The sequence below is a fragment of the Blastomonas sp. 34TW genome (genome assembly GCF_059803595.1).
Genome location: NZ_JAPFGW010000009.1, coordinates 182,717 through 207,920 on the forward strand (window position 1 = coordinate 182,717; position 25,204 = coordinate 207,920).

A 25,204-nucleotide genomic window follows, 5' to 3' on the forward strand; every position below is an offset into this window, starting at 1 on the left:
CGACATTTGCCGATGGGCAGCGCTGCGAGTCGCCCGTGACACGGCAGTGGGTTTGCCGAGCTCCAACCACGCGAAAGGTCGGTTGCCGATCAGGATCCGGGCGAAAGCCGCTGGTCGGTTTCCATCCGCCGAGCCAGGGCAGCGACAAAAGCCGAGAACCTCTTCTTGGCCTGCGCCTGTGCTGCCGGCAGCTCGTCAGCTGCAAGCGCTGGATTCTGGGTAAGCCAGGTCAGCACGAACAGGGCGAGTGCTTCGTTGCCAACCTCGACATGGTAGCCGAGCTTGTCGAGCTGCTTTGTCATCCTGTCGAGCCGCCGAGCAAAGGCTGCCTCCAGGCGCTCAGGGCCCTCCGGGGACAAAAAGGCGACCAGCGCCGCTTCGACGACGGCGGCTTGCGAGACACGCTTGCGAGCAGCGAACTCGGTGAGTCGGTCGGCAAGCTCGGGGCGCAGCCGAAAGGTATGGCGTGTGCGTTTCATAAGGGAATCCCATCTGTCGGGTCGAGCGTGGCCTGTCGCGCAGTCTGAGCCTTCAGCTCGATCTGACGTTGCCGAGCGGCTGCCTGCCGAACAGGCGGTTCCGCTCGGTCCGAATAATCGAACTCGTCTCGCGGTGCTTGCACCTTGGGCTCGACCGGCTGGTCGAGGGGGAGGATCAGCTGATGTCCTCCATCGTCTTCCATGATCGCGGGGGGTGTTTGCGGCGGGGCCATGTTGATGGTCTCCTGGGCATGGGCAGGCGCGCGCACAGGCGCTGGCCGCGGCCAGTCATTGCGATGGGGGGTGTTGACCTGGGCAGCTTCGGTGCTTGGAGGGGGAAGGACGCGCTCGCTCAGCCGCTTGTCACGGTAATATTTCACCTTCTTTGCCCGAACCGGATGAACGCCCGCCAGCATGATGATCTCCTCGTCATCGGGCAGCTGCATGATTTCGCCAGGAGTCAGAAGCGGCCTGGCCGTATCCGTCCGGGAGACCATCAGATGTCCGAGCCAGGGGGCGAGCCTGTGACCGGCATAGTTTTTCATGGTCCGCAATTCGGTCGCGGTTCCCAGCGAGTCCGAAATACGCTTGGCTGTCCGCTCGTCATTGGTCGCGAAGCACACCCGGACATGGCAGTTGTCGAGAATCGCGTTGTTCTGGCCATAGGCCTTCTCGATCTGATTGAGCGACTGGGCTATCAGAAAGGCCTTGAGCCCGTAGCCAGCCATGAACGCGAGGGCGCTTTCGAAAAAGTCGAGCCGACCTAGCGCTGGGAATTCATCGAGCATCAACAGCAGGCGATGCTTTGTGTGCGCTGTCTCGAGTTCCTCCGTCAGGCGCCTGCCGATCTGATTGAGGATCAGACGAATGAGCGGTTTGGTGCGGCTGATGTCTGAAGGGGGGACCACGAGATACAGCGTGTATGGTCGTTGGCCCGCGACGAGATCGGCAATATGCCAGTCGCACTGCCGGGTCACCCTGGCAATGACCGGATCACGATACAAACCCAAGAATGACATCGCTGTGGACAGGACGCCAGAACGCTCGTTTTCCGACTTGTTCAACAGCTCACGCGCCGCGCTGGCAATAACGGGGTGAACACCGGCGTCGCCCAGGTGCCGGGTCACCATCATGACCGTCAGCGTTGCATGGAAGGTACGACTGGGATCGGACAGGAATGCAGCGACGCCAGCCAGGGTCTTGTCGTGCTCGGCATAAAGTACATGCAGGATTGTGCCGACCAGCAGCGCGTGGCTCGTCTTTTCCCAGTGGTTGCGGCGCTCGAGCGAGCCTTCCGGGTCCACGAGTACATCGGCGATGTTCTGGACATCCCTGACTTCGGTGATGCCTCTGCGCACTTCGAGCAACGGATTGAAAGCGGCAGATGTCGGGTTGGTCGGGTCGAACAGCAGCACTCTTCCGAATTTCGAGCGGAAGCCCGCGGTCAGGTTCCAGTTTTCGCCCTTGATATCGTGGACGATCGCCGATTCAGGCCATGTCAGCAGTGTTGGCACCACCAGGCCAACGCCCTTGCCGCTGCGGGTGGGTGCAAAGCACAGGACATGTTCCGGGCCGTCATGGCGCAGATACCGCTTGTGCCAGCGCCCGAGTACCGTGCCCTGATCGTCCAGAAGACGCGCAGCGCCGATTTCGGACGCCCCTGCCCAGCGCGCAGAGCCGTAAGTGTCGAGCTTCTTCAGGTCTCTCGCACGCCAAAGCGACAGGCCGATCGCGACGGCCACCGAAGCCAGTCCGCTGCCAGCTGCCATCATGCCTGCGGTATCAAAGATGTCCGGCGCATAGGCATCAAAGCTGAACCACCACCAGAACAGGGCATAAGGTGGGTAGACGGGCCAGCCGAAGATGTGGCCAAGAGGGGGCCCGAGTTCGGGCTGGTAGGCCAGTGCTGCAGCCGTCCACTGGGTGGCAGCCCAGACACCCAGAAGCACGGTCGCGGCTACGGAGATTATGGCCCCCCACAGAACACGGCTTCCGGACATGGCAACACTCCTCACCTCAAACATCATCGCAGACACTGGGCCGGATCAAGGGGGGCGGAAGGACAGGGGAATCATGGCGTGCAAACGGCGGGTTCAAAACCGCCCGAGGCTTTTGCAGCTGGTTTCAAGTTCAAGAACGGGCCCGGTTGCCGCCAGCGGCCCATGATTTCAGCATCGAAGCGTCTTGCCATCGTCTGGGTGAGGAGCCGCCGCAGCGGGGCCATTACCTTGATCGCTGTCGCAAACGTTGTCCTGCCAAATGCTGTCGGGAGGTACAGGCACCTCGGTGCAAAAGGGGTTCGCGCCCGGGCCTTAGGCGTCGTCCGACCTGGATGGGCCGCAAATGCTGCACGCTGGCATGGTTGGGGCTGGAAATTCCCCTAACACACTGGAGGCGTTGTAAATCTTGCCATGACACGTGGCTCTGATCGGGTACGTTCCCGTTGCAAGCGCGTTGTGGAGAGGCGTGCTCGGGCCTCTCCGGGCAGGGCAACAAGCTTCTGCCTTGACGAGGGCAACAGACGGCTTCAACACCGCTTTTGCCCGGACTGACATGTTCGTCAGCGCCGGGGGGACCGTGCAAGGGGGGCAAGTTCTGCTAGCCTTGCCCCTCTTGCGGGTCTCATCTGCGCAATTGTCAGCCCTGCGGTTCCTCAGCAGGTGCAGGTGTGGGGGCCAGTGCGGGTTCGGCCGCCGGTGTTTCGCTGCGACCGGTTCTGCCAAGGCCGATCTCGAGCGCGAGTTCCCGCCGACGCGCCGCATAATTCGGCGCAACCATCGGATAGTCTTTCGGGAGATTCCACTTCGCCCGATACGCCTCCGGGGTGAGATTGTAATGGACCATGAGGTGGCGTTTGAGCATCCTCAGCTTCTTCCCGTCCTCGAGACACACGAGATGGTCGGGCTTTACCGACGAGCGGATCGGAACTGCAGGCTCCTGTGGTGTCTGTGAAGATTCAGGTTCCGGATTCCGGATTCGGCTAAGCGCGCCATGGACCGCGGTTATCAGTTGCGGCAGTTCGGCATGCGCAACATGATTGTTGCTGACATGCGCAACCACAATGTCTGCGGTCAGCGTCACAAGTGCCTGATCGTGCTCCATCTGCATTCACCTCAATGTATCCATTTTGGATGTTTCTAGTGCAAAACGGGGCGGTTGCAAGCAGCGCAGAGATACGCGCTCGCGCAAGGACCTCATTCAGAGCCCGATCGACCGTTCGCGGGAGAAGTTCCAGTCCACCCGGCCATGCTCATTCACCAGGCCTGAGACGGTGTCCCCCAGATGACGTTCGAGTTCCCGCTGCCACGGCACGAGCTGTAAGGCGAAGCCGTTGTCGATCAGCGCAAATCGGCCCGCGCTCAGCCGGAATTGCCCTCGATAGATGCCCTCGACGGATTCGCCGAACTGGCTTGGCAGCATCGGTTTGCCCGTTGTTTTGCTGATGGATTCCTGGACTTTCTCGAACTCATTCCGGTGCAGGCGATCGAGCAGATTGGATGGGAGAAGCACCTGACCGTCCTGCTGGCTCGCGATGCCTTGCCTGACAAGATGCGCCATGCGGTCGTGAAGCGCTTGCCTGACTTCCAAGCTCAGCCCAGCATCGGGCTGGCAAGGCCTGCCAAGGATCAGCTGCTCGTCCAGCCATGTAGGCCCGTCTGCCGAGATCTGCTGACTGACCGACATCGGATTGGGGTCAGCCAGACTATCCATGGCTGGACCTGGAACACCATCGAGTCTTTCTGACCGCTGCTTCTCGTGGGCCGGGACAAGCGCATCCGATCTTTGGACTCCGTACAAAGCTTGATCGCCCGGATTGGCCATGCTGGTTCTTGGTCGCAGCAGCCGCTCTCGGTCATTATCCTGGCCCATCGGTGGCGCGATGTCCTGATCCCTCCGATCGGATACGTCCGTCGGCACTCGCTGCTGGTCCACAGCAGTCAGGCGACGCTCCAGACCCGCATGCATCGACTTGATGATGTCGCCGCGCAGTTCGATCTGCCGCAAAACTTCCTCGGCATTGCCCGACAGCGTCCAGAGTCCGGGTGCCAGCGCAGATGCAAGCTCCATTTTGGCCAGCGTTTCGATCCGACCAGCCAGTAACGTCTGATGCCGGCGGTCGCCTTCGAGGTCGAAGCGAAGATCGATCAGCCCGTCGCGATCCTGCAGTTGTGCGAGACTTGCATCCAGGCTTGTCCATCGCTCTGCAGCGACCTCGCGATGGCGCGCTGACTGAATGTCCCGGTCGGTGCGCATTCCCAATTCGAGCGTTGCCCGCTGCTCGGCCCGAAACCTCAGTCCGTGACGCATGTATTCGCGGTCCACGATCAGATCTGCGCCCTGATCGGTCCTGCCTCTGACAAGGACATGCACATGTGGGTTGTCGGTGTTCCAATGATCGGCGCCTATCCAGTCCAGGCCGGTACCGAGATCCCGGGCCATGTCGAGGATCAACTCGCGCGTGAACACTCTCAGGTCTGCCAGTTCGGTGGCGTCCTCGGGAGAGATGATGAACCGAAAATGGTGGCGGTCATCTTGGCAGCGCGAGGCAAATGCATCGCCATCGGCTGTGTCTCTATCGCCATCGAAAAGGTCCCCGTGCTGCTGGTCGCGCGTCACGCCTTCGCGTCGCAGATAGGCGATGTGACGAGACATCGGGCCTGAGGCAAAGGCTTTGCCGGTGTGGCGCACGATGCGCGCCTTGATCACGACCCTTCGGGCTTTATCGGTTGCTCGGAAACGAAGCGCCGCGTCCCTTCCGCGTCCATGGCGACCGGTTCCCTGCGCTCTTCCCGATTTCCTTGCAAGGCTGGTCCTGGCATGGCGTTTGGATGCCATGACAACCTGCCCGATCAGCGACTTTCCCCCAGCGTGGGCCAGACCGCGCCGATTGGGTCCCTGGTGCATCTCAATGTCAAACTCGCTGTCCATCGCAAGGCTCCCGAGTTGGCCGATGGCGCCTGACAGGGGCAGTTTCGCGCCGAATTCCACCATAAGCGACAGCGAAGGCATTGATGCGCTGTCGCATTTTAGCATGGAATACCATGAGGATAGCGTCATGGCGCCATCGCCGCTTTTATCTCGCCATGCGCTCGTCTTTGCTTCGATCTGCCAAGTACGTCCGCCTGGTGTTCGCTGCAATCCGCCATGGCGCGATCATCAATGGCCGCAGCCCTCAGGGAACCTGGCCATGGATAATGTCTGCAAAGAGCTGGTTTCGACCCTTTGGCCCGACCAGGTCTGCAGCGCTTGCCTGGCCATGGCCCAAGTCTTGGTCGGGCAGCACTTGTGCGGTCGACATGGCTGGAAAGAGGTGTGACTGTGTCCATGACATCGTCGCCCTGATGCCTTGAGCCTGCACGATCGGCCCCGGCGCATGTCGTATATCCGCTGCAATGGCGGCAACATAGGAACGTGTCTCGGCGGGCAGTGCCCTGCCATGGTTGCGCCATTGCAGAAACCGGGCCGGACCCGCATTATAGGCAGCCAGGCATCCGGGCATCCCGAAAGCATCGTACATTTCGCGAAGGTAGGAAGTACCCGCCAGGATGTTGCTGCGCGGATCAAAGGGGTCATGTCCGAGCGCATAGCGCGCGCGTTGCCGTTGCCAGGTTTTCGGCATCAGCTGCATGAGGCCCATGGCCCCTGCACGCGATACGGCGTTCGGTCTGCCGCGGCTCTCGTGTTTGATCACTGCATGGATCCATGCCTCTGGCAAGCCGAACGTCTGCGCTGCCTCGCGCACATGCAAATCCAGCGTGGTGAAATCCAAAGCGGCTGGCATGCGCGTCGCTTGTGCATGAACTGGCAGGGAAATTGCTGTTGCGAGCGCTGCGCAGGCGCTCGCTATCTGGCTGTATGCAGGCACGGCATCAATCCTCGTGTTGCAGGGCGTTGGAGCATGCGCTGCTGCGACCCGCCTGGTGCCGGGAGTGTATCCAGGGCCGTGGATCGCGGCGGACGGGAATGGCTCTGCCGATCACGACGGAGCGCGGCATGGGGCCGAAATATCGGCCATCCAGGCTGTCGGCGCGGTGCTCGTTCAGTGCAAAGAATGTATCGGGGCCAAGGGTACGGCATCCGCTCCAAACTGGCAGCGGGCGGCCGAGCGTGTCACGCGCGCGTGCCAGTGCAACCAGTCTGCCATCAATCGTGATACCGTGCCGAAACCGGCAGACTTGCTGCCCACCGAGCGCCGCAACGCGCTTGATGAGGGGGACGCCGGGCGGGAGATAGCCTCTTGAGGCCATCCACTGGCGGATTTGCGACGCCGGTTTGATGGCAACACAATGGCCGATCTGCAAGGGCTCATCGGCAACAAGCCAGTACGGGCCGGTCGGCACAGATGCGCTGACGTTCCAGATCAGCAACCGGCGTTCGGGCAACACCGTCGATGCCAAGGTCAGCGCTATTGCCGCGCCCGCTGGAAGCCAATAGCGGCGGCTCATGGCAGCGATCTTGCCATAACAGCAGGGCTTGTCGTTGGTGTCGGCGCGCCAGGATCGTGTCGCCGGCAGGGCGGTAGATGTGACTGGATATCGACCCAGAATGCAGGTGCAAGACAACACGGATCAATGCCGAGGGCCTCGATCGCATCGATGAGGGACAACACCCGTGACACTGTGCGCCAACCCTTGGCCGACAGGAGGACATGGGCGCCTGGACGGACATCGGGGTGTGCCATCACGGCATCGCCGGGTTGGCCGACTTCGAAGATATCGAACGTCGACTGTGCATCACCGTCGCGGTGCGAAACCGACTTGGCCAGTCCGAAAATCTGTCCGGGTGCATAGCACTCGGCAAGACATCCAGGTGCAGGAAACCGTGTCAGATGCGGTTTGCCGAAACGCATCCACATCGCAAAGGGTCTGCGGTGCCGTGAGAATTCGACGACTGCCAGAGCCAGTTCGCTGTGCGCCACTGACGTGCTGCTGGTGTTCGAACATGTGCAGTTCTCTGCGGTCGGGCTGTGCTCGCAACTGCGGCACACCGATCGATCTGGATGCCCTTCCTCCGGTGGCGCGTCGACTGCGTCATCGTGAGCGAGCCGGTCCGCTCTGTACGGAGCATTCGCGAAGTCTGGAGCCGGGGCGGTTGGTCGTCCGGGTTCAGCTATGGCCGAGGGTTCTCTGGACATCGCTGCTGATCCTCAAGAAGATGGGTTGCAGGGAGGGGATGTAGATTGACCGGCAGTGCCAGAATCGCGGTATCGGCAAGGGGGTGGACTGGGCCAAACAACCAAAACTATCGCTTCTGCGCGGAGCTTTGGTGATCGGGGCCACAGGGTGTTCGCGCGACCACTGACGGCAGGCATCCTATGCGCTAGCGCCGCACAGGCGGGGTGTAGCCATCAAGCCGCTTTGCTGGATGCACGGTCCCCTTGCCGGGATCGCTTGTCGACTGTCGCCGACCTTTTTCCGCCCAGGCATCAAGGTCGCTGATGGCATAGACGATCCGGCCCCCTAGCTTGCGGTAAGCAGGCCCTGTGCCATAGCAACGGTGCTTCTCGAGGGTGCGGGCCGAAAGGCCGAGATGGACAGCTGCGTCGGGTGTTCTGAGAAATCTGGCGACAACTGGAGTGGGAATGGCGTTCATGGAAAGGCTCCGGTGAGAGCATCGACCAGTATCGTGTCGGTGCTAATGGCCTCCATCTATGGCGCAGCAGCGGTCCTTGCGGGGAGTGACAGACTGCATTGCGATCTGTTCGTCACCCTTTGCCAACGGAGCGCGCCAGCGCCAGCAGGCGCAAGTGCCCACCATGCTGCAGGCGCCTGGCTTGGCCAATCAACCTCCAGCAATGCCGCCGCTCTGCAGAGCCTTTCCAGGCCATGCCGCTCAGGCACTCATGGTTGGGAAACACGATGGTCGATGCGATGTCCCGGCACGTGGCTCCCGCTGCCATGGCATCGTTGATCTGGAGCAAACGCACGAGCGCACGGCGCTGATAAGGGCTGGGTTGACAAGGCGGGCGTGGCGGGGCGATCTGCTCTTTGCATATCCTTGCATAATGACCCGCTGCAGCAAGCCGGACTGCCAGGCTCTTGTCCTTGAGCAGGATCATCGCGGGTGACTGCTGGCCTGGTGCTTGCCAAAGGCACAGACGCAAGCGGTATGCTGCCATTGCAAGCACGAGATGATGAGCATTTCCGCTCTTGAACTCGGCCAGTGGGTCATAGCCCTTCGGCAACAGCGCCGGGGCGCTGTCGGTGGAGCATCTGATCTCCAGGATTGCAGGATGGCAGGCAGGCCGCCACAGGGCCGGTTTTTCTCTGGGCGATGCGTCAGGATCGAAGAAGCAGCACAGTCCCCAGGGATTCGCTAGCGCCTCGTGCGTGCTGCTCTGGATCAGGTCCGCTTGTCCCTGCGCACTGGATACAGCCTGGCGATAGGCAGGGTTTCGCCGCAAGAACTCCTGGGCGAAATCGGCAAAGTCATGGCTGCCAAATGCACCGGCTTCAGGATCGTGCCATGATTGGTTGCCAAGCGCCATGGAGCGATAGTTGGACGAGGCATGCTCTGCCCTGGAAGCATCGGATCGGGTAGAGCGCTTGTACCCCGATGAGAACAAGCAGCGCCATCGACGGCCATCCGTAGCGATAAACTTGCACCCACCCGGCGCGAAGCCGGGTGGGTGAGGCGCCGTCAGTCGGCCCGGGACCTTCTTGGACGCGACCAGATGAGACTGTGAGTCTCGGCGCCATCATCCTCGAACAGGTTGGCAAAGATCGCGGCCGGCAGACTGGGATCGTCAAGCTTGACCGAAATATAGGATCTGCCTTCACCGGATTGCTTGGCCCAGGCGGCTCCGATCTCGATCGAACCGGAAAAGACCCGGTGGGTAGGTGCATTGGCGCTGCCCGTTCCGTCAGGAACGATGCGGACGTCCGGTAGCTGCAGCATAAGCGTGGAGATCCTTCCCTGATAGGCATCGTTCTCGCGAGTGAATGTTCCAATGGTTGCCATGATCCGTTCCTTCCTGCTTTTCGAAGCAGCGCCCATCGCAGCCTCGATGGCGGTCTGAAGGCAGAGGCTTTGGTTCGTGGCACCCGAAGGGCCGCAACAGCCGTGGAGGACGCTGTCCAGGCGCCATTCTTGTCGCGCGAGGAATGGCCTTTACGGCCATGGGGAAGAATGGCGATAGCGGCAGCGTTGCCATGCAACCAAAGAGGTTTCGCCGATCCTCTGCAAGACCAGGCCATCACTGAGGCCGGGATGGTGCCTCGGATCCGCAGCAAAGGGGAACCATCAAACCCGAACCGGAAAGTCCCGTCGAAACGAAGAGCTGGAAAGAGGAATTCCACCGTCACCCATGCAGATCATGATGGCATAGGGATCGATGACGCCAACTGCAAAGCCACGGCTTGCCCTTTCTCGATATCTGAGGCGAATATCTGTGGGTCAACCGGGCAAATACGGGCCCAGCAGATCGTGCAGCATCCGCTTGAGCTCACCGAGCACCAGACATGCCTCGACCGGATTGTCCGCCCGCAACGCCAAGTCGATAAGCCGTCCCGACACCTCGATCACGATCTGGGCCACGATCCGCAACCGGCGGGGTTCATTGGCCATGCCCAGCGCGACCAGCGTCTCGGCGACATCGGCCTCGAAGCGCGCGACGTTGCGCGCCTCCACCTCGCGCAACTGCGGCGATACCTGGCATGCGGCGCGCAGCACGGCATAGCTCGGGCTACTGCTGGCCCCGGCAAAGAAGCCGTCGATCATGCGGTCGGTGGCGTTGCGCCAGTCATCCCCGGGCTTCAGTGCGCCGAGATGTCCCACCCATTCGCGCTCACGCGAATAGGATCGATCGACCAGTTCGACCAGGATCGCCCATTTGTTCGGATAATAGCGATAGATCGCACGCACGCCGACGCACGCGCGCTCGGCCAGGACATTGGTGTTGAAGCCATCCACGCCCAGTTCGACGAGCAGGGTTTCGGCCATGTCGAGCACACGCTGCATCGTTTCGCGGCTTCGGCTCTGTTGCGGCAGCTTGCGGGGCATCAGGTCCAGATCGAGCATCGCCCAAGCTTAGCAGCGCTTCGGCGCAAGGCGCAACGCCGCCGCAGGGCAGTTCGGCGATGGTCAGTCTGGCGCGCGACGCCGAACAGCGGATCGCAGCCTCGCACGCCGCGACGATACGCGGCGCTTGGCGCGAATTTCGGTTCGCAGCGCCTTGCCGAAGCCGGTGCGGCGCTTTTGTGCCCTCAGCGCTGCGCGCGCCGCCTTGACGCGCTTGCGCTGCACCCGCGCCCGGACGGTGCCTGGGTCCGGTTCGGCTTCGCCGACCGGTCCGGCGACATTGCCTTTGAGGGCGGCGACCGGCTCGGCCGGGCCTGGTTTAGAGGGACGTCGGGTGCGGATGGCAGAGCGAAGGGTGCTGCGCCGGGCAGCGCTTGAGATGCGGGCCATGATTACGGAAGATCGCAAAAGAACGGCGAAGCTTGAACAGGACCGGGAGCGCATTCGCATCGATGTGTCACGGCTCGTGCCAGCCAGGCGACTGGCCAGGTTTGGCCCCAGGCAATCGTGCCGCCCGCCGATCGCTGGAGCGTCGCGCGCCCGTGCACGCTCCAGCCCGCCGAAATATCTGTCATCGCGCCCCGCCTTGTTAGCGAGGACTATTAAAATTCATAATCGTATACTGTCAACGTATTTCTGGGGATAATGTAGCTCAAGCGTCCTCGCTGGACATTGCCGGTGTGCGCGAAATCACGACGTCACGGTAATAGAGACTCATCATCTTGGCGGCCTCCCGGCGCAACAGCTCGGCAGTCGGATAGTCGTCGGCCATGGTTTCAGTGACGGCATGGTTGACGATCGACGTCAGCATCACTGCGCCGCGGACGCGCTCCTGATCGATTTTCGGGAAATCGTCGATCACCGCCGCAAGGATCACCTTGATGAAATCCTTCGATGCGCGTCGCCGCATCTCCTGGAGCACGGGCACGGCGCTCATCGCGCGATAGATCCAGGCGCCGCCAGGATGCGCCAAGACCACGTCGCGCAAGCGATCGAGCAACGCGGCGAAGCTTTCGATCTCGGCCTGCAGATCGCTGCCGATGGCGAATTCGTCGCTGCGCAGCCATTGCTCGACGGTTTCGTTCTCGGCGGTGATCAGGCGGCGGCCCATCTCGCTCAGAATAGCGTATTTGTTGGGAAAATAGCGGTAGAGCGCGGGCGGCGTCAGCCCGGCGCGCTCGGCGATCATGTTCGTCGAGAGCCGCTCGATGCCGACTTCGGGCAGCAGTTCCCCGGTCGCCTGGATGATCTGCTCGTAGGTCGCGCGCGCCCGATCCTGCAAGGGGGTAACCTTGGGATCAAGCTCGACAGACTGACCACTGTGCGGCGGCATGGTTTCTTCTCCGGCTGCGGTGCGAGTTTCAACGCGACATCTCCGATCGTTAGAAAGTGGGGCGATGTCTGCGTTTTCAGGCGGTTAGAATGCCAGCAGCGGCGCGTGCAAGCTAGTTAAAATACCACGGTTCTTGATCAAGATAGCGATAATTAGAATATAGCTAATACTATATATAGGCCCGGAGCGGATGAGCCTTCAAAGCGACAGCTTCTTGAACAACCCCTCGGGGATCGCGCGGATGATCGCCATGATCGGCCGCCACCGGCCCAGCGTGTAGATGACGTCGCGCCGGCCCCGGTGGGCACGGATGATCGCTTCGGCGACCTGCCCGGGTTCTGCGGTCACCGCCGGCGGCAGCTTCAGGCCTGCCGTCATCTGCGTGCGGACAAAGCCGGGCTTCACCGTCATGACATGCAGCCCGTCTCTGGCATGCGCGTTGCGCAGACCGGACAGAAAGGCGGTGAACCCGGCCTTGGCCGATCCATAGACGAAATTGGAGGCGCGGCCACGTTCGCCTGCGACCGAGCTGATCCCGATGATGCAGCCTCCCGGCACGCCTGTCATGCGCCGCGCCGCCGCGAGCAGATAGCGCGCCGGGCCATTATAGTTGCTGTCCATGACCTGCTGCGCCGCAGCGTCGACGGCGGCCGATTCGGCCTGATCGCCCAGCAGGCCCGCAACCATCACGACCGTGCCCGGAATGACGCCAAGGCCCTCGAAGAAGCGGTCTGGCTCGCCATCGGTGACATCGAACAGCACTGCGCGCGCCTGGGCGCCGGAGCGCAGCATGAGGTCGGTCGCATCGGCGGTAATGTCGCTGCGCGCGGCGAGAATCACCTCGCAGCCCTGTGCTGCATAGCCACGCGCCAGCGCCTTGCCGATATCGGACCGGGCTCCGAGGATGAGGACAGGAGATGCGATCATCGTCAAAGCTCCAGACGTTGCGAAAGAAGCGAGGAAAAGCGGCCCTCGAGCCCGTGTTGTGCACGCAGCGCGCGAAACTGCGCGACCCCGGGATAGCCGAGCGCCAGCATGGGCGCCGTCAGCCTGGCATCCTTGGTCAGATAGATGCGTCCGCCATGGTCTGCGACAAGGGCATCGAGCCGGTCGAGCAGCGCCAGATTGGCGGGCGTCGCGGGAAAATCGAGCGCGAGCGTATAGCCGGGCATCGGAAAGCTCAGCAGGCCGAACGATGCCGGGCCCATGCGCTTGAGCACCGCGAGAAACGAGCCGCTGCCTGCGGTCGCGATCGTCTCGAGCAGGGCGCGAAGGCCGCGTTCGCTCTCGGCCAGCGGCAGCACGCACTGATATTGCACGAAGCCCCGGCGGCCATAGATCCGGTTCCAGTCGGACAGGGCATCGAGCGGGTAGAAATAGGGATCGAGCGCGACCAGTGCCTCGCCGGGGCGCTGAAGCGCGTAATAGAGCTGGTTGAACGCGCGGACGTTGAAGCGGCTCAAGGCGAAGCCTGGCAGATCGACCGGCACCGCGCGGCGCTTGCGCGGCGGCCTTGCCAGCGGCGCGGCCCGGCGCGTGGCATCCAGCGTATCGGCCAGCGCGTGTTCGGCAAGCAGGATGGCCGATCGGCCGAGATCGCGCCCGCGCGCCAGGCAATCGATCCAGGCGACCGAATAGGTCCAGTCGTGCGACTGCTCGAACACCGCCATCGCCTCGGCGAGGTCGCGTACGCGTATTGCCCGCTGGCGCATCCAGGCGCTCTCGATCGGGATGAGGCGGAAAGCGGCGCGCACGATCATCCCGGTCAGTCCCATGCCGCCACAGGTCGCGGCGAACAGGTCGGCATTCTCCTGATGCGAGCAGCGCAGCACCCTGCCATCGCCGAGATCGAGATCGAGCCAGACCAGTTGATCGCAGAATGAACCTGCGCCGTGATGGTTCTTGCCGTGCACGTCGCTCGCGATCATGCCGCCGATCGTCACCATGCGCGTACCCGGCGTCACCGGGACGAACCACCCGCGCGGCACGAAGGCATCGATGATGTCGGACAGCAGCACGCCCGCCTCGCAGGCCAGTTCGCCGCTCGCATCATCGAACGCGATCAGCCGGTCAAGCCGCCGCATGTCGATGGTGGCCTCGGGGTTGAGACTGGCATCGCCATAGGAACGGCCATTGCCGCGCGCGATGCTGTGTCCGAGCGGAGGCAGGATGGCATGCAGCGCCTCGGCGGTGACCGGCTGCCACACGGCGCAGTCGCGCACCGGATAGCGGCCCCAGCCCGAAAGCTGCTCGACATGCGGCATCATGCCGCCCTCGCCGGTGCGAACACGTAGCGCCGGTCGAGCCGGTACTTGACCAGATAGCCGATTGCGAGGCCCGCAACGGCGCCTATCTCGCGCGCGAGATGCGAATGCCAGATCAGCCAGGCGGCGCTTTCGAACCCCCAGAAGATCATCGTGGTAATGACCCCCGTTGCAGCATAGAGCCCGAACGTGCCCGCTTCGCCTGCGCGCTGATTGCCTGCGCCTGCAAAGATCCAGGTCCGGTCGAGCCAGTATTTGACGACCAGGCCGACCAGCGTTCCCAGCGCGAGCGCGGCCAGCAGCCCGCCCGGCGAGAGCGCGAGCACCGCGCGCTGGCTCGCCAGATTGGCGAGTGTCGCCAGCACCGCGAACCCGGCATAGGAAAGGACGAGCATCGATCCGGTCACGCCAGCGCTCCTGCGAGCGCGAGTAGGCCGACGACCAGGCCGCAGCAAAAGCTCACCCGGTCGCGCATCGCGAACACGACCGGATCATCGTGCATCTCGCCGCGATGGGTGAGCAGCGCGATGCGGTTGGTCCAGAACAGCAGCACCAGGCACACGCCCCAGAGGAATTCGGGATAATGGTAGAGCCTCTGGACCGGCTCGGAATTGGCATAGAGCGCCAGCACCAGCACCGAGACGAGCCCTGACGAAACCATGATATTGCCGACGATCATGCGGTCATCGACCCGGTAACCGCGGCCTGTGGCCATCGTCCGGCCCGATGCCGCACCGTCGACCAGCTCGGCATAGCGTTTGACCGCGGCCAGCGAGAAGAAGAAGAAGGTCGCAAAGGCGAGCAGCCAGAGCGAGGAGGGAATGCCGGTCGCCGCGCTGCCTGCCAGGACGCGCAATGTATAGAGCAAAGCGAGCGCGCAGATGTCGATCATCGCCAGGCGCTTGAGCTTGACCGAATAGAGCAGGGTAACGCCCGCATAGATCAGCAGCACGGCAAACAGCTCGATCCCGCCCGTCAGCGCGGTTGCCGCGCCTGCCAGCGCGAGCAAGGGCACCATCCAGGTTCCGTGGATCAGCCGGATGCGCCCCGAGGCAAACGGGCGCTGGCACTTGCGCGGATGGGCGCGGTCCGCTGACAGGTCGAGCAGGTCGTTGAGGATATAGGTTGCCGATGCCACGAGGCTGAACGCGACAAAGGCCAGCACCGCCTGCAATGCGGTCACCAGATCAAGCGCGTGCGCGGCGAGCATCGGCAGGAAGACGAGGACGTTCTTGAGCCATTGGTGCGGGCGCATGGCTTCGAGATAGTCGCGCAGGCCCGCACGATCCGCCGGAAGGTGCGTGGCATCGGCGACGAGCTTTTCGACCCTGGCCTGGAATGCCTTGCTGGAATTGATCGTCACGGCCGCCGCCGCGCCTTGCCAGACCGCAAAATCGGCCGGTGCATCGCCGATATAGCTATAGCCCGCAGGCCCGTAGGTCTGCTCGAGAAACTGCGCCTTGCGGGCTCCGGTCAGGTTGATGCCGTCCTTCGATCCATAGGCAGCATCGAACAGGCCAAGATGGCCAGCCACCGCATCGGCCATCTGCTGGGTGGCACCGGTGACCAGCGCCGTGCGTCCGCCGCGCGCGCGCCATTGCTCGATCATCTCGAGAACATGGGGATTATAGGGCAGCCGCGCGGGATCGACCCGGCTGATCTCGCCCAATTTCTGCTTGAGGGCCACCTTGCCTCGGACGAGCGTGCGCACCGCCTCGAGCGGCGTGTGCCATCGCACCGACCAGGCGCCCCAGAAGTTTTCGAGCAGGCTGTCGGTACGGATCAGCGTGTCGTCGAGATCGACAACCAGCGTCAGCTTCGCAGGATTCCAGTTGGCGATGCTCATCCATACCCCCATGCCCGGTCCAGCAACGGGCAGGCCAGCAGATCGCCGCCATCTAAATGCACGAAAACTTAAATATGGTTAACAAGTTGCTGCCATATGAAGGCACGGCGCGGGTGCCTGGCCTCGAAATGGGGGCGACGCTGACGGCCCTGCGAGATCAAGCCGAGCAAGCCTAGGCAGGTCCGATTGCGCCAACCGTAACGCTGGCGCTGGACGCGGGGATGCAGCTCGCCAGCGACGTGGCAATCTTTAGGACCGATTACTCGATCCTCCACAACCGAATGCCCATCTTGCGCGCCTTGTCGACGAGGTTGGCATTGATCCCATTGCCCGGGCAGGCGATGACAGCCCTGGGCAAGGCAGCCAGCATCTCATCATTTCGCCGAAAGGGCGCTGCCTTCTGAAATCGTGCCCAATCGGGCCGGAACGCCACATGTGCGACCTTGCGTTCGCGCGCCCAAAGCGTTGCGATGTGTTCACCGCCGGTGGGATTGCCGCCGTGGAACAGAACCATGTCGGGATATTTGGCGTGCACCTTGTCCAGCACGCTCCAGATCCGCTCATGGTTTTGATAAGCTGGCCCTGAGGTAAACGCGATGCAGGTGCCGTTCGGAAGCAGCGGTTCGGTTTCCGCGCGGCGCTTGGCAGCAAGATAGTCGCGGCTGTCGATCATCGCGGCGGTGAGCGTGCGGTGATGCACGAGCGACCCGCTGCGCGGTGTCCAGGCCTTCCGGAAATGGGTCTCAAACTGCTCAGCGGCGGCCTCGCGCAGGAATTCGAGCGTATTGCGGCGCTCCATCAGCGAAATGCCCTGATTGATGAGCCGTTCGAGTTCGACCGACTTGACTTCGGAGCCGTCCTGTTCGCGCTGACCCCGCTTCTGGGCATCCTCGTTATCATCGAGTTCGCGCTGAATGCGATCCTGGGCGCGGTGGAAGAGATTGGTGAGCTGCCAGCACAAATCTTCCAGATCGGGCTCGAGCCGCGTGTCGATCAGCGTGGAGATCAGTGCATCGAACATGTCGGCCATGGCGCCTGTTGCCAGGCGCTCGTCGGGCAGCGGCCTGGGATCGGCTTCGTCGGAAAAGGGCCTGTAGCCGAAGAGAGCAAGTTCATCGAGAAGGTGCGCGGTGGCAGAGGCTTGATGGGGCGGTTCAGAGAGAGATTCGTGTGCCATGGTGCTGGTCCTTGCTGTGCTGGTGCAGGGCACTCTGCCCGGCCTTCCTGCGATCCCCCCGACCGGCAGGCGTCGGTGTGCATCCCGAGGACAGACATCGGATGGGCCTGGACGTGTGTTCGAGGGACCGAAGCGCAGCGGAGGATGGCAGCGCCCAAGGCTATTTTGCTTCGCGCTGGAAAGGCGTTGAACATGGCTGTCATGGCAGCTCATCGTCGCCGCCGGAAAATAGCCTTGGCAGAGCCATTGCGCACTCTCGCGGCTGCCGGTCAGCCGGATCGCGCCCCGGGAAGGCGGGGCTGCCCGGTACAGGCTCACGCGGACCATCATGCCATATGGCATTCACCCTCGAGACAGGCGCTGCATCACGGCTTCAAAAAGTGTTGCCGGTCATCGGGATGCAACTGGTCGAGCAGGCGATCTGCGAACCTCTCGGGACCATCGGCCATAAGGTCATCGTTGAGGTCCTTGCGCCCCGGCTCCAGCGGTACAAGCTCGATAGTCTGCGTATCGGGTCGTGCACAAAGCCTGGTCCAGGCAGCATCGCCAGCAGCGTCGTGCTCGCGTGCAACATAGAGCCGCTGCAATCCTGGTGGAAACAGAAAGGCGGCAAGGTGCGATGCGGAAGTCGTGGCAACCACGGGCATGCTTGGCAATGCCTCGCGCACCGACAGCATGGTCTCCAATCCCTCGCCGATAGCGAGCACGCCCTGGCACCGCCCGATGCGAATCCCGTGGCCTGCTATCGCTCCGAGCGACTTGCGAGGCGCTGCGACATCAGCCTTGCCGGTTCCGCATGGCTTGAGCCAGGTACGATGGATGCCGGCGATGGCGCCGTCCTTGTCGGTAACCGAGCAGATGATCGCAGGATAATGGCGGCAGGTGGTCAGCTGATCGCCTTGGGAGGCACGATAAGGGCAGCGCGGGTGGTAGCGGACCGACGGAAGCTGTTGGATCCGGGTAATGCAGCGTGATTGCAGATACCGGGCTGCCAATGAACCGGGCAGGGGTATGCTGGCCGCGAAAAGGCGTTTGGCAATCCTTAAGCTGGCCTGGTTGTCCGACTTGGAACCGCAGGACCTGGAGTCTTGGCTGGCCGGGGGCTGCGGCAAGCGCAGAAAGCGCCGGGCTTCGATCATGGCCTCGCCGAGCGTTGAATAGCCCATGTTGGAGCGAATGAGGTCGAGCATGTCGCCATGCTCGCCAGTCGCCGCATCGACCCAGTTTCCAGCCTTGCCGCGCCCGGCTTCGTCCAATCGGACATAGAGGCTGCGTCCTGGCTCACCGAATATATTGCCGACCTGCCAATAGCGGCCCTCGCGCCGTCCTGCCGGAAGATAATGCTGGCATACCGCAAGAGCCTGACGGGCAAGCTGCTGCGCAATTTCGGTGGCGTTGAGTGGTACTAGTTGCATAGACGATGTCTTTCATCAGGGGAGCCTTGGCCTGTCCGGCCCGGATGATGGCGAGAGCCAAGGCTCAGTTTCAGGTGAGGGACATCCAGCTCGCGATCACCCGCTGGCGCCATCCCTGAGGCACGCGCGACCCCGGAGGGGTGTTGGCAACCTCATCGGATGCATCGAGGCGAGCTGGCTGGACAAGGCCCCGAAGGCGGCAAGTGCGCTCTCGGGTATCGTTGGCCGCTCGGGAGCAAGACGCGGCCCGCCCGGTGCTGCAGCCGCGTTGCATCGACGTCAAAATTGACGGGACCGAGCAGCACCCCGAGATCCTGATGGGTGTTGGGGTGGACCGTTCCCGTAGGGCACCGCTGATGATGAGGAAACAGGGCCGGATGCGGGGCGGCCGGCGCCGCCCCGCAAGCTGATCAGGCCAGAATAATGCCTGATGGCTCGGTGGTCATCTGAGCCTCTGGTTCATGCTGATCACCGTCTTCGACTGCAGAACAAATCGGAGCAAGCCGGAGCGGCGCAGGCAGCCACCCGGTGCCAGCCAGCAGCTGCTCGGCCTCGCGCGCCATATCTGCCTTTTTGAGGTGGGCGATGCGCTGGACACTATCTTCCCCTTTCGCCTCGCGCACGGCTGTCAGGATATGCGCCTTGGTGACATGGGACAGGTAATTGTCGACCCGTGGGGCCCAGCCTTCATGCGCCATGTCGAGACCGATCTCGCGGGCCAGCAGATCTGCAAGTCTGATGCGCTGGGCTGTGGCACTGGGTCCTTCACGTTGATCCTTGCCGGATTCAATCAGGGTATTGATGCCGAGCGAAACGCAATGCGCGAGAAGATCGAGCTGGTCCCGGACGCTCAGAGCGGGGAGAAAGTGCCAAAGGTCTTCGGGGCTTTCGGGGAGACGTTGCTGCCAGCTTTCGTGACGCTGCTGAATTCGCGTGCTCCAGGCGGTTTGGCGAAGCGTCGGGGCGACATGTCCCAGCCACACCTGGTCGACACGGATCCCGACACAGCCGCTGTGCACGCCCGTAGCAAAGACCGACAGGCATAGTGCATGCAGAAGTGCCAGAAACGCCGTCTGAGGCTGCATGGCGAGGGCATCGCGCAGCGCTACCGTGCGCGTCGCGGTCAGTTCGCTGATCAGCCTGTCGGGGAGCGCACGGATCGTTGAGTGTTCCTCATCTCCCGGCCCCGAAGGCGCTGATGCACCCGGCTGGCCGAGCCCGCAGCCAGCTGAACCCGCCGTGTCTGCATCGCTGGCGGTGAAAGCGCCATCGCCATCATCTTCGGGCCGAACATAGCCCCTGTCGATGCGCAGACTGCCATCCCGGGCCAGCGAGACAAACACGCCGGCCTTGGCCATGTCTTCAGCCTGATAGACCAGCGGACGATCGCTCAAGGCCGCGATCTGGCCATCAAGCGTCAGCAGTTGCTGCTCGACATCTGCAGGAAGATCGATCGTCTCGTCATATGCTTTGGCAAGCGCGTCATGCTCGGCCATAAGCGTGGCTAGCTGCAGGCGCTCTTGTTCGGTCAGTTCGGGCCTGGCTCCGGAAAGACGCCGCTTTCCGTTCTCGCAGCCGAACGGCAAGTCTATTGCTGCTTCCACCCATTTCCAGCCTTCGGCGCGCAAGGCGGAGACCTGCTCGTCGAGCTTCTGGCCTACCAGCTTGTCGACAAGTTCTACGTCCTGAAGCCAGCCATCCTCGGTAGCCGAGAACAGGTCGCGCATCACATGACCCCCCGCAGCAATATAGGCGTCCATCCCGATGAGGCGCGCACGCCGGTCCGAACAGGCGATCGCGTCCTCGGTGAGCAGCCGCCGGATCTGATAAGCAGGAATATGGCTCGCCTGGCCGATCTGCTCCCAGACCTGCTCCTGCCGAAGCTGGTTCGAGGTAACGGAAAAGGCCATCAGCTGCTCGAGCGTCATCCGATCCTCGCCATAGGCCTCGAGCAGCCTGGGCGAGACCGAAACGAGCCGGAGGCGCTGGCGCACGGTTGCCACCGGTACGAAGAAGCGCGCGGCAATGTCCTCATCGGACAGGCCCTGTTCGGTCAGCGCGCTGAACGCCCGGAACTGGTCGAGCGGATGCAGGCTGACCCGCATGACATTTTCCGCCAGCGAATCTTCCTCGGCAATGCCCGCTTCGCGGATGATGCAAGGCACCGGCTGATCCTTGGCCATGCGCTTCGTTTTCACCAGCAGTTCGAGCGCGCGGAAACGGCGGCCACCGGCGGGTACTTCGAACAGACCGGTTGGATGGCCGTGGTCGTCCTGCATCGGCCGCACGTTGAGGCTTTGCAGCAGCGTGCGGCGGAAAATATCCTCGGCAAGCTCTTCGATCGACAGGCCGGATTTGACGCGGCGAACATTCTTCTGACTGAGAACCAGCTGCGAGAACGGAATATCGCGCGAGGAACTCAACACCAGCTTGGAAAGCGACTTGGTCATGATGGGACTCCATGGCGCTGCGCCACGGGAGCCTTTCTCCCCTGGATCCACATACGCCACACAGCAAAGCGCCGCCCTCTCGCTCTGGAGAAGGCAGCGCCATGCTTGCGGGATGCAGGTGAAAGGAAGGTTTTCAGTGCACCCGGTCCAGCAGCCGCTTGGCGCGGGTCTCCAGGTCGAGCCGGGCATCCTGGTGGGTCTTGGTCCGGGCAAGGGCGGTGATGCCCTGCACGAAGTCAAAAATCGATTCGGGCGGTCTGCCCTCTTCGGCGAGCACGGTCTCGATGATCCTTGTGGCTTCACCGCGGGTAAAACCGCGGGCCTTGAGGAACTGACTGCGCTCCTCGTCGCTCCTCGCCACCACGCGCTCACGCGCCTGGCGAATGCCGTTGATGAAGGGCTGCGGCGAGGAATTGGCAAAGTTGAGCAGGGCGGGGGCTGCCTCATGCGCAAAGCGGCTGGCTGCATATTTGCTGTGTCGGATACTGATCTCCTGAAAATCCTCGACGCCCCAGAGGTTGCGGTTCTGACACACGGCGCGAAGGTAGAAGCTGGCAATGCCGAGCGTCCGCGCGCCGACCTCGGAGTTCCAGCAATAGAAGCCGCGAAAGTACAGATCGGGCGAGCCGTCGGGTAAGCGGCCGGCCTCGATTGGATTGAGATCATCCACCAGGAAGAGGAAGACATCGCGGTCCGAAGCGTATAACGTTGTTATGTCGCGGCTGATATCGACATGCGGGTTGTAGATGCCGGTTGACCAGTCGAGCACGCCGGGCACCTTCCAGCGGGTATCGCCTGTGCCGTTGCCCGCGATGCGCTGCACTGCCTCGACCAGCTCGTGATCGAAGATGCGACCATAATCAGGGCCGGTAACGGCCCGAAGCTGTGTCCGTGCGCTGGTCCCATCTGAGGTCTCAAGCGTCTTAATATGCTCGCTGCGGCGGGAGCTCAGGCCATATTGCAGGTTGATGGCAGCAAGCGGCGCGGGAAGCTGGCGCAAATAGGCTGCAGGGGCCGCGACTTGGGCCGCGAGCTGCCCGAAGCTCCAGTGCGTCGGCGCGACGGGGCTATCGTTACCGGGGAACATCAGGACCAGCCGCTCGGGATCGTTGCGGCTGGCTTCGACCTGGATCGATGCGGTGTCAACGACGCGTGTCTTGCTGCGTTCGGAACGCTGCCAAACCGAGCCTGCGAGCTCGTCCAGCGACAGAAAGCGCTGATCGTCCGGCCGGGAAAACCATTCGGAAGAAACGCGCCCGACCCGCTCTCCGCGCGATACATCCACCTTGTAGCCTGCGGCCGTGCCATCGGCTGACGCAAAAGCCTGCATGTTCATGAGCATTCTCCATGACGGAGCACCAGGAGCCTCTCTCCCAATTCTCACTCCGTCACGGCAAAGCCGCCAAGCTCTTCCTCTCGACGAATGCCCTTACACGCACAAAAAGAGACCGTCGCGTGGTCCAAACCATCACGGCTGCACCCTGAACAAGGGGCACAATGCGAAACACGCCACGACAGACGGAAAGCCGGGACATGTCGGCTTTCAACGTCTGATGATCACGGCAAGATACCCCTGTTCAGTGCGCATGCGGGGCCCAGAAACAAAAAAAGCCGTACCCTCAGGAGCAGGCCGGAAGGCCTGCGGAAAAGAGCACGGCACCAGCCCCGCACCGCTAGGGCAAACAAGCGCATTCGGCTTATAGCTTGGCAAGCCGTTCCTCGCACACCCGGCGAACCAGATCCTGCAGAATTGCGACCCGCTCGCCAAGCCACGTCAGTTCTTCATCACTGATCTTGTAGTGTGGCGAATAGCGGGCATTGACATAGGCCTGACGCAGCAGCTCGAAGCAGCGGCGGCTGAACCGGTCGTCGCGCGGCCAGGCTTCGATCAACTCTGGCGCGATTTCCTCGGCATGGCCTCGCAGAAACCCGAGCTTGTGCGATTTCGGGCTGTAGAGCGTGAAGACCAGCATCACGCTGTGGTACAAACGTTCGGTCGCTTGGTGGAGGTCAAAGACCGCCTTGTTATTGTCGCCATCTGCGAACGCATATTTAAACCCGCGAACAAAAGGCTCGGCACTTTCGGACCATTGGCTATAGTATTTTTGCGCTTCAGTCCGCGCGGCATCGCGTGCAAGCTTGGTCGGCGTCGCGAAGGGAAAGCCGTCTGCCTCGTACAGAGCAATGCCCTGAGCAGCGATGTCCGTGAAGAATGGCCGCCCCTGCTCGAGCTGCTTGTTTACGTCCTTGAGGCTGTGAACGATAAAGCTGACCGGCGCGCCTAGCGTCTGCGTGATTGTCATCTCGCGCATCAGCCGGTCGTCAGCACTGGCCCAGTAATCGACCACATCGGTCAGCCGATCATCGTTGACCACGACAAGCAGATCATAGTCCGACTTGTAGCCGCCGACCGGATCGTCGACCCAGTCGCCGCGCGCATAGCTGCCGTAGAGGATGACCTTAAGGATCCGGCCTTGTTTCTTCCATGGGGCGGACGTGTTGCCGATCGCGGCGGCGAACTCCTCGAACAGGATGCGTAGTGCCATTTGCAGCTCCTGCTGCTTCTGGCCAGGCAAGTGATCGATATCGGTGCGCATGGCCTAACCCTGTGCTGTCATAGCCGACATTGCAAGGGTTACATCTTCGGAAAGGGTGATGACTCCAGTTCGGATCAGGTTGGCCAACAGGCCTTCAAGATAGCTTATGGGTTCATGTATACCAATGCTAATGAAGCGTACGCCCCCAGAAAACTGGCTACTAGTGTATGCGTGATTGCTAAGTGATTGTTAGCCACCTTTGACGAGTTGCCAGGAGGAAAGAAAACAACATAGATCAAATATTTATTTGAATGACAAACGGAAATGTGGTATTTTATGCCCAATTCTGTTTAAGCAGATGTTGGATCTGCATTCATAGCTAGACAAATTGCAACCTATGTAAAATTGGAAAAAATGTCTTGGTAAATCTTGTCAAATTTATTCCGAAAATAATAGTTATCTTGAATAAGCTCTTTGTTGATCTCGCTGATGGTGATATCCATTTGCTTCATTAATAGAACTATACTCTGGATAGCATTCTGCTTTTCAATATTAATCATCTCTTCAACCTCGAACTGAAACATTTCAGTTGGCTCCAAGTGCATATGTTTTTCCAAATAATCTGTAATAATATTGGCTTCATCACTCCACTGTAACGGATTTAGCAAGATTGCGCGGCTGATCAACATCCGTGCCCTTGGCGACGGCGACATGATAGGCGAGCAGCTGCACGGGTACGGCATAGACCAGTGGCGCGATCAGCGGATGCATTTCCGGCATCTTTATTGTTGCGATACACCCCTCGCCCGCTTCCGCCAGGCCGTCTGCGTCAGAGATCAGCACCACCTTGCCGCCGCGCGCGCGCACCTCCTGCATGTTGCTCACGGTCTTCTCGAACAGCGGACCCGAAGGCGCGATGACGATGATCGGTACCGCCTCGTCGATCAACGCGATGGGCCCGTGCTTCATTTCGCCCGCAGCATAGCCTTCGGCATGGATATAGCTGATCTCCTTGAGCTTGAGCGCACCTTCCAGCGCCAGCGCATAATCCGGGCCGCGGCCCAGATAGAGCACGTCGCGCGCCTGGGCGATCGTGTGTGCCATCGCCTCGATCTCGGCATCGTGCGCCAGCGCCGCATTGATTGCCGCCGGGGCCTCGATCAGGTGACGGACGATCTCGGCCTCTTCGGCCGCATCGAGCCTGCCCTTGGCGCGCGCAAGGTTGACCGCCAGCGCCGCCATCACCGCCAGCTGGCAGGTGAATGCCTTGGTCGAGGCAACGCCGATCTCCGGCCCGGCATGCGTCGGCAGCAGCAGGTCCACCTCGCGCGCCATCGAGCTGGTCGGCACGTTGATGATACCGGCCGTGGTCACCCCGCCCGTCTTCATGTGGCGCAAGGCCGCAAGCGTATCCGCCGTCTCGCCCGATTGCGAGACGACCACGCCCAGCATGTTCGGCGTCAGCACGGGGTCGCGATAGCGGAACTCGGAGGCGACATCGACCTCGACCGGCACCCGCGCCAGCTGCTCGATCCAGTATTTGCCGATCAGCCCGACATAAGAAGCGGTGCCGCAGGCGATGATCGTCACCCGCTCGATATCCGAGAGCGCGAAGTCCATCTGCGGCAGCGCCACCTGCTGCTCGACCGAGCGGATATAGCTCTGCAGCGTCTGCGCCACGAC

Annotated in this window: 24 protein-coding genes; 1 reads left to right on the forward strand and 23 read right to left on the reverse strand. The window is 62.0% G+C overall.

Annotated elements, in window-relative coordinates; translation table 11 throughout:
* Positions 1–89: 89 nt before the first annotated feature.
* From OPU69_RS13135 to OPU69_RS13225, 19 genes are all read right to left on the reverse strand, one after another.
* Positions 90–479, reverse strand: a complete 390-nt coding sequence (locus OPU69_RS13135; protein ID WP_498511605.1) for a CopG family transcriptional regulator — start codon at positions 477–479, stop codon at positions 90–92.
* Entirely contained in the window at positions 476–2,479 is a 2,004-nt protein-coding gene (locus OPU69_RS13140; RefSeq protein WP_498511607.1) for a conjugal transfer protein TraG, read from the reverse strand. The genes OPU69_RS13135 and OPU69_RS13140 overlap by 4 nt, the downstream gene beginning before the upstream one ends.
* 637 nt (positions 2,480–3,116) lie before the next feature.
* A complete protein-coding gene (locus tag OPU69_RS13145) occupies positions 3,117–3,587 on the reverse strand; it encodes a Ros/MucR family transcriptional regulator (RefSeq protein ID WP_498511609.1) in 471 nt (156 codons plus the stop codon).
* A gap of 90 nt (positions 3,588–3,677) precedes the next feature.
* Complete coding sequence (locus OPU69_RS13150) at positions 3,678–5,489, reverse strand: DUF3363 domain-containing protein (protein WP_498511611.1); 1,812 nt, start codon at positions 5,487–5,489, stop codon at positions 3,678–3,680.
* 163 nt (positions 5,490–5,652) lie between these two features.
* Positions 5,653–6,345: a lytic transglycosylase domain-containing protein gene (locus OPU69_RS13155; protein WP_498511613.1), complete on the reverse strand. Its 693-nt coding sequence runs from the start codon at positions 6,343–6,345 to the stop codon at positions 5,653–5,655.
* A gap of 4 nt (positions 6,346–6,349) precedes the next feature.
* Positions 6,350–6,925, reverse strand: a complete 576-nt coding sequence (locus tag OPU69_RS13160) for a S26 family signal peptidase (RefSeq protein WP_498511615.1) — start codon at positions 6,923–6,925, stop codon at positions 6,350–6,352.
* Complete coding sequence (locus OPU69_RS13165) at positions 6,922–7,614, reverse strand: DUF2840 domain-containing protein (protein WP_498511617.1); 693 nt, start codon at positions 7,612–7,614, stop codon at positions 6,922–6,924. Before OPU69_RS13165 ends, OPU69_RS13160 begins: the two co-directional genes overlap by 4 nt.
* A gap of 185 nt (positions 7,615–7,799) precedes the next feature.
* Positions 7,800–8,072, reverse strand: a complete 273-nt coding sequence (locus tag OPU69_RS13170) for a helix-turn-helix transcriptional regulator (RefSeq protein WP_498511619.1) — start codon at positions 8,070–8,072, stop codon at positions 7,800–7,802.
* Positions 8,073–8,184: 112 nt separating this feature from the next.
* A complete protein-coding gene (locus OPU69_RS13175; RefSeq protein WP_498511621.1) occupies positions 8,185–8,967 on the reverse strand; it encodes a DUF2285 domain-containing protein in 783 nt (260 codons plus the stop codon).
* Between the two features lie 152 nt (positions 8,968–9,119).
* Positions 9,120–9,440 (reverse strand): DUF736 domain-containing protein, encoded by a 321-nt coding sequence (locus OPU69_RS13180; protein ID WP_498511623.1) that lies wholly within the window; start codon positions 9,438–9,440, stop codon positions 9,120–9,122.
* Between the two features lie 435 nt (positions 9,441–9,875).
* Entirely contained in the window at positions 9,876–10,499 is a 624-nt protein-coding gene (locus OPU69_RS13185) for a TetR/AcrR family transcriptional regulator (protein ID WP_498511625.1), read from the reverse strand.
* Positions 10,500–10,562: 63 nt separating this feature from the next.
* Positions 10,563–10,889, reverse strand: coding sequence for a hypothetical protein (locus tag OPU69_RS13190; RefSeq protein WP_498511627.1), 327 nt, complete (start codon positions 10,887–10,889; stop codon positions 10,563–10,565).
* A gap of 262 nt (positions 10,890–11,151) precedes the next feature.
* Entirely contained in the window at positions 11,152–11,781 is a 630-nt protein-coding gene (locus OPU69_RS13195) for a TetR/AcrR family transcriptional regulator (RefSeq protein ID WP_446652550.1), read from the reverse strand.
* A gap of 249 nt (positions 11,782–12,030) precedes the next feature.
* On the reverse strand, positions 12,031–12,759 hold the full coding sequence (locus OPU69_RS13200) for an SDR family oxidoreductase (RefSeq protein WP_498511629.1): 729 nt from the start codon (positions 12,757–12,759) through the stop codon (positions 12,031–12,033).
* Between the two features lie 2 nt (positions 12,760–12,761).
* Positions 12,762–14,099: an FAD-binding oxidoreductase gene (locus OPU69_RS13205; protein WP_498511631.1), complete on the reverse strand. Its 1,338-nt coding sequence runs from the start codon at positions 14,097–14,099 to the stop codon at positions 12,762–12,764.
* A complete protein-coding gene (locus OPU69_RS13210) occupies positions 14,096–14,503 on the reverse strand; it encodes a GtrA family protein (protein WP_498511633.1) in 408 nt (135 codons plus the stop codon). Before OPU69_RS13210 ends, OPU69_RS13205 begins: the two co-directional genes overlap by 4 nt.
* Entirely contained in the window at positions 14,500–15,942 is a 1,443-nt protein-coding gene (locus OPU69_RS13215; protein WP_498511635.1) for a UbiA family prenyltransferase, read from the reverse strand. Before OPU69_RS13215 ends, OPU69_RS13210 begins: the two co-directional genes overlap by 4 nt.
* Before the next feature lie 259 nt (positions 15,943–16,201).
* Positions 16,202–17,119 (reverse strand): DUF2493 domain-containing protein, encoded by a 918-nt coding sequence (locus OPU69_RS13220; protein WP_498511656.1) that lies wholly within the window; start codon positions 17,117–17,119, stop codon positions 16,202–16,204.
* A gap of 365 nt (positions 17,120–17,484) precedes the next feature.
* Positions 17,485–18,309 carry a DUF7146 domain-containing protein gene (locus OPU69_RS13225; protein ID WP_498511637.1) on the reverse strand — a complete coding sequence of 275 codons (825 nt, stop codon included), beginning with the start codon at positions 18,307–18,309 and terminating at the stop codon, positions 17,485–17,487.
* Positions 18,310–18,315: 6 nt separating this feature from the next.
* Here OPU69_RS13225 and OPU69_RS13230 point away from each other — a divergent pair, with 6 nt between their 5' ends.
* Complete coding sequence (locus OPU69_RS13230; RefSeq protein WP_498511639.1) at positions 18,316–18,528, forward strand: hypothetical protein; 213 nt, start codon at positions 18,316–18,318, stop codon at positions 18,526–18,528.
* Between the two features lie 416 nt (positions 18,529–18,944).
* On the opposite strand, the gene OPU69_RS13235 is transcribed toward OPU69_RS13230, so the two are convergent.
* From OPU69_RS13235 to glmS, 4 genes are all read right to left on the reverse strand, one after another.
* Positions 18,945–20,984: a ParB/RepB/Spo0J family partition protein gene (locus tag OPU69_RS13235; protein WP_498511641.1), complete on the reverse strand. Its 2,040-nt coding sequence runs from the start codon at positions 20,982–20,984 to the stop codon at positions 18,945–18,947.
* Between the two features lie 133 nt (positions 20,985–21,117).
* Positions 21,118–22,320 carry a DUF932 domain-containing protein gene (locus OPU69_RS13240; protein WP_498511643.1) on the reverse strand — a complete coding sequence of 401 codons (1,203 nt, stop codon included), beginning with the start codon at positions 22,318–22,320 and terminating at the stop codon, positions 21,118–21,120.
* A gap of 361 nt (positions 22,321–22,681) precedes the next feature.
* Positions 22,682–23,581 carry a HEPN domain-containing protein gene (locus tag OPU69_RS13245; protein ID WP_498511645.1) on the reverse strand — a complete coding sequence of 300 codons (900 nt, stop codon included), beginning with the start codon at positions 23,579–23,581 and terminating at the stop codon, positions 22,682–22,684.
* Between the two features lie 582 nt (positions 23,582–24,163).
* A partial coding sequence (gene glmS, locus OPU69_RS13250; RefSeq protein WP_498511647.1) for a glutamine--fructose-6-phosphate transaminase (isomerizing) occupies positions 24,164–25,204 on the reverse strand: 1,041 nt, incomplete at its 5' end.

Excerpts from the sequence above, each read along its gene's own strand:
- OPU69_RS13135 (WP_498511605.1), bottom strand. The coding sequence starts at position 479 with ATGAAACGCACACGCCATACCTTTCGGCTGCGCCCCGAGCTTGCCGAC.
- OPU69_RS13140 (WP_498511607.1), bottom strand. The coding sequence starts at position 2,479 with ATGTCCGGAAGCCGTGTTCTGTGGGGGGCCATAATCTCCGTAGCCGCG.
- OPU69_RS13145 (WP_498511609.1), bottom strand. The coding sequence starts at position 3,587 with ATGCAGATGGAGCACGATCAGGCACTTGTGACGCTGACCGCAGACATT.
- OPU69_RS13150 (WP_498511611.1), bottom strand. The coding sequence starts at position 5,489 with ATGCCTTCGCTGTCGCTTATGGTGGAATTCGGCGCGAAACTGCCCCTG.
- OPU69_RS13160 (WP_498511615.1), bottom strand. The coding sequence starts at position 6,925 with ATGAGCCGCCGCTATTGGCTTCCAGCGGGCGCGGCAATAGCGCTGACC.
- OPU69_RS13165 (WP_498511617.1), bottom strand. The coding sequence starts at position 7,614 with ATGTCCAGAGAACCCTCGGCCATAGCTGAACCCGGACGACCAACCGCC.
- OPU69_RS13170 (WP_498511619.1), bottom strand. The coding sequence starts at position 8,072 with ATGAACGCCATTCCCACTCCAGTTGTCGCCAGATTTCTCAGAACACCC.
- OPU69_RS13175 (WP_498511621.1), bottom strand. The coding sequence starts at position 8,967 with ATGGCGCTTGGCAACCAATCATGGCACGATCCTGAAGCCGGTGCATTT.
- OPU69_RS13180 (WP_498511623.1), bottom strand. The coding sequence starts at position 9,440 with ATGGCAACCATTGGAACATTCACTCGCGAGAACGATGCCTATCAGGGA.
- OPU69_RS13185 (WP_498511625.1), bottom strand. The coding sequence starts at position 10,499 with ATGCTCGATCTGGACCTGATGCCCCGCAAGCTGCCGCAACAGAGCCGA.
- OPU69_RS13190 (WP_498511627.1), bottom strand. The coding sequence starts at position 10,889 with ATGGCCCGCATCTCAAGCGCTGCCCGGCGCAGCACCCTTCGCTCTGCC.
- OPU69_RS13200 (WP_498511629.1), bottom strand. The coding sequence starts at position 12,759 with ATGATCGCATCTCCTGTCCTCATCCTCGGAGCCCGGTCCGATATCGGC.
- OPU69_RS13205 (WP_498511631.1), bottom strand. The coding sequence starts at position 14,099 with ATGATGCCGCATGTCGAGCAGCTTTCGGGCTGGGGCCGCTATCCGGTG.
- OPU69_RS13215 (WP_498511635.1), bottom strand. The coding sequence starts at position 15,942 with ATGAGCATCGCCAACTGGAATCCTGCGAAGCTGACGCTGGTTGTCGAT.
- OPU69_RS13220 (WP_498511656.1), bottom strand. The coding sequence starts at position 17,119 with ATGGCACACGAATCTCTCTCTGAACCGCCCCATCAAGCCTCTGCCACC.
- OPU69_RS13225 (WP_498511637.1), bottom strand. The coding sequence starts at position 18,309 with ATGCTCGACCTCATTCGCTCCAACATGGGCTATTCAACGCTCGGCGAG.
- OPU69_RS13230 (WP_498511639.1), top strand. The coding sequence starts at position 18,316 with ATGCTCGCCAGTCGCCGCATCGACCCAGTTTCCAGCCTTGCCGCGCCC.
- OPU69_RS13235 (WP_498511641.1), bottom strand. The coding sequence starts at position 20,984 with ATGACCAAGTCGCTTTCCAAGCTGGTGTTGAGTTCCTCGCGCGATATT.
- OPU69_RS13240 (WP_498511643.1), bottom strand. The coding sequence starts at position 22,320 with ATGAACATGCAGGCTTTTGCGTCAGCCGATGGCACGGCCGCAGGCTAC.
- OPU69_RS13245 (WP_498511645.1), bottom strand. The coding sequence starts at position 23,581 with ATGCGCACCGATATCGATCACTTGCCTGGCCAGAAGCAGCAGGAGCTG.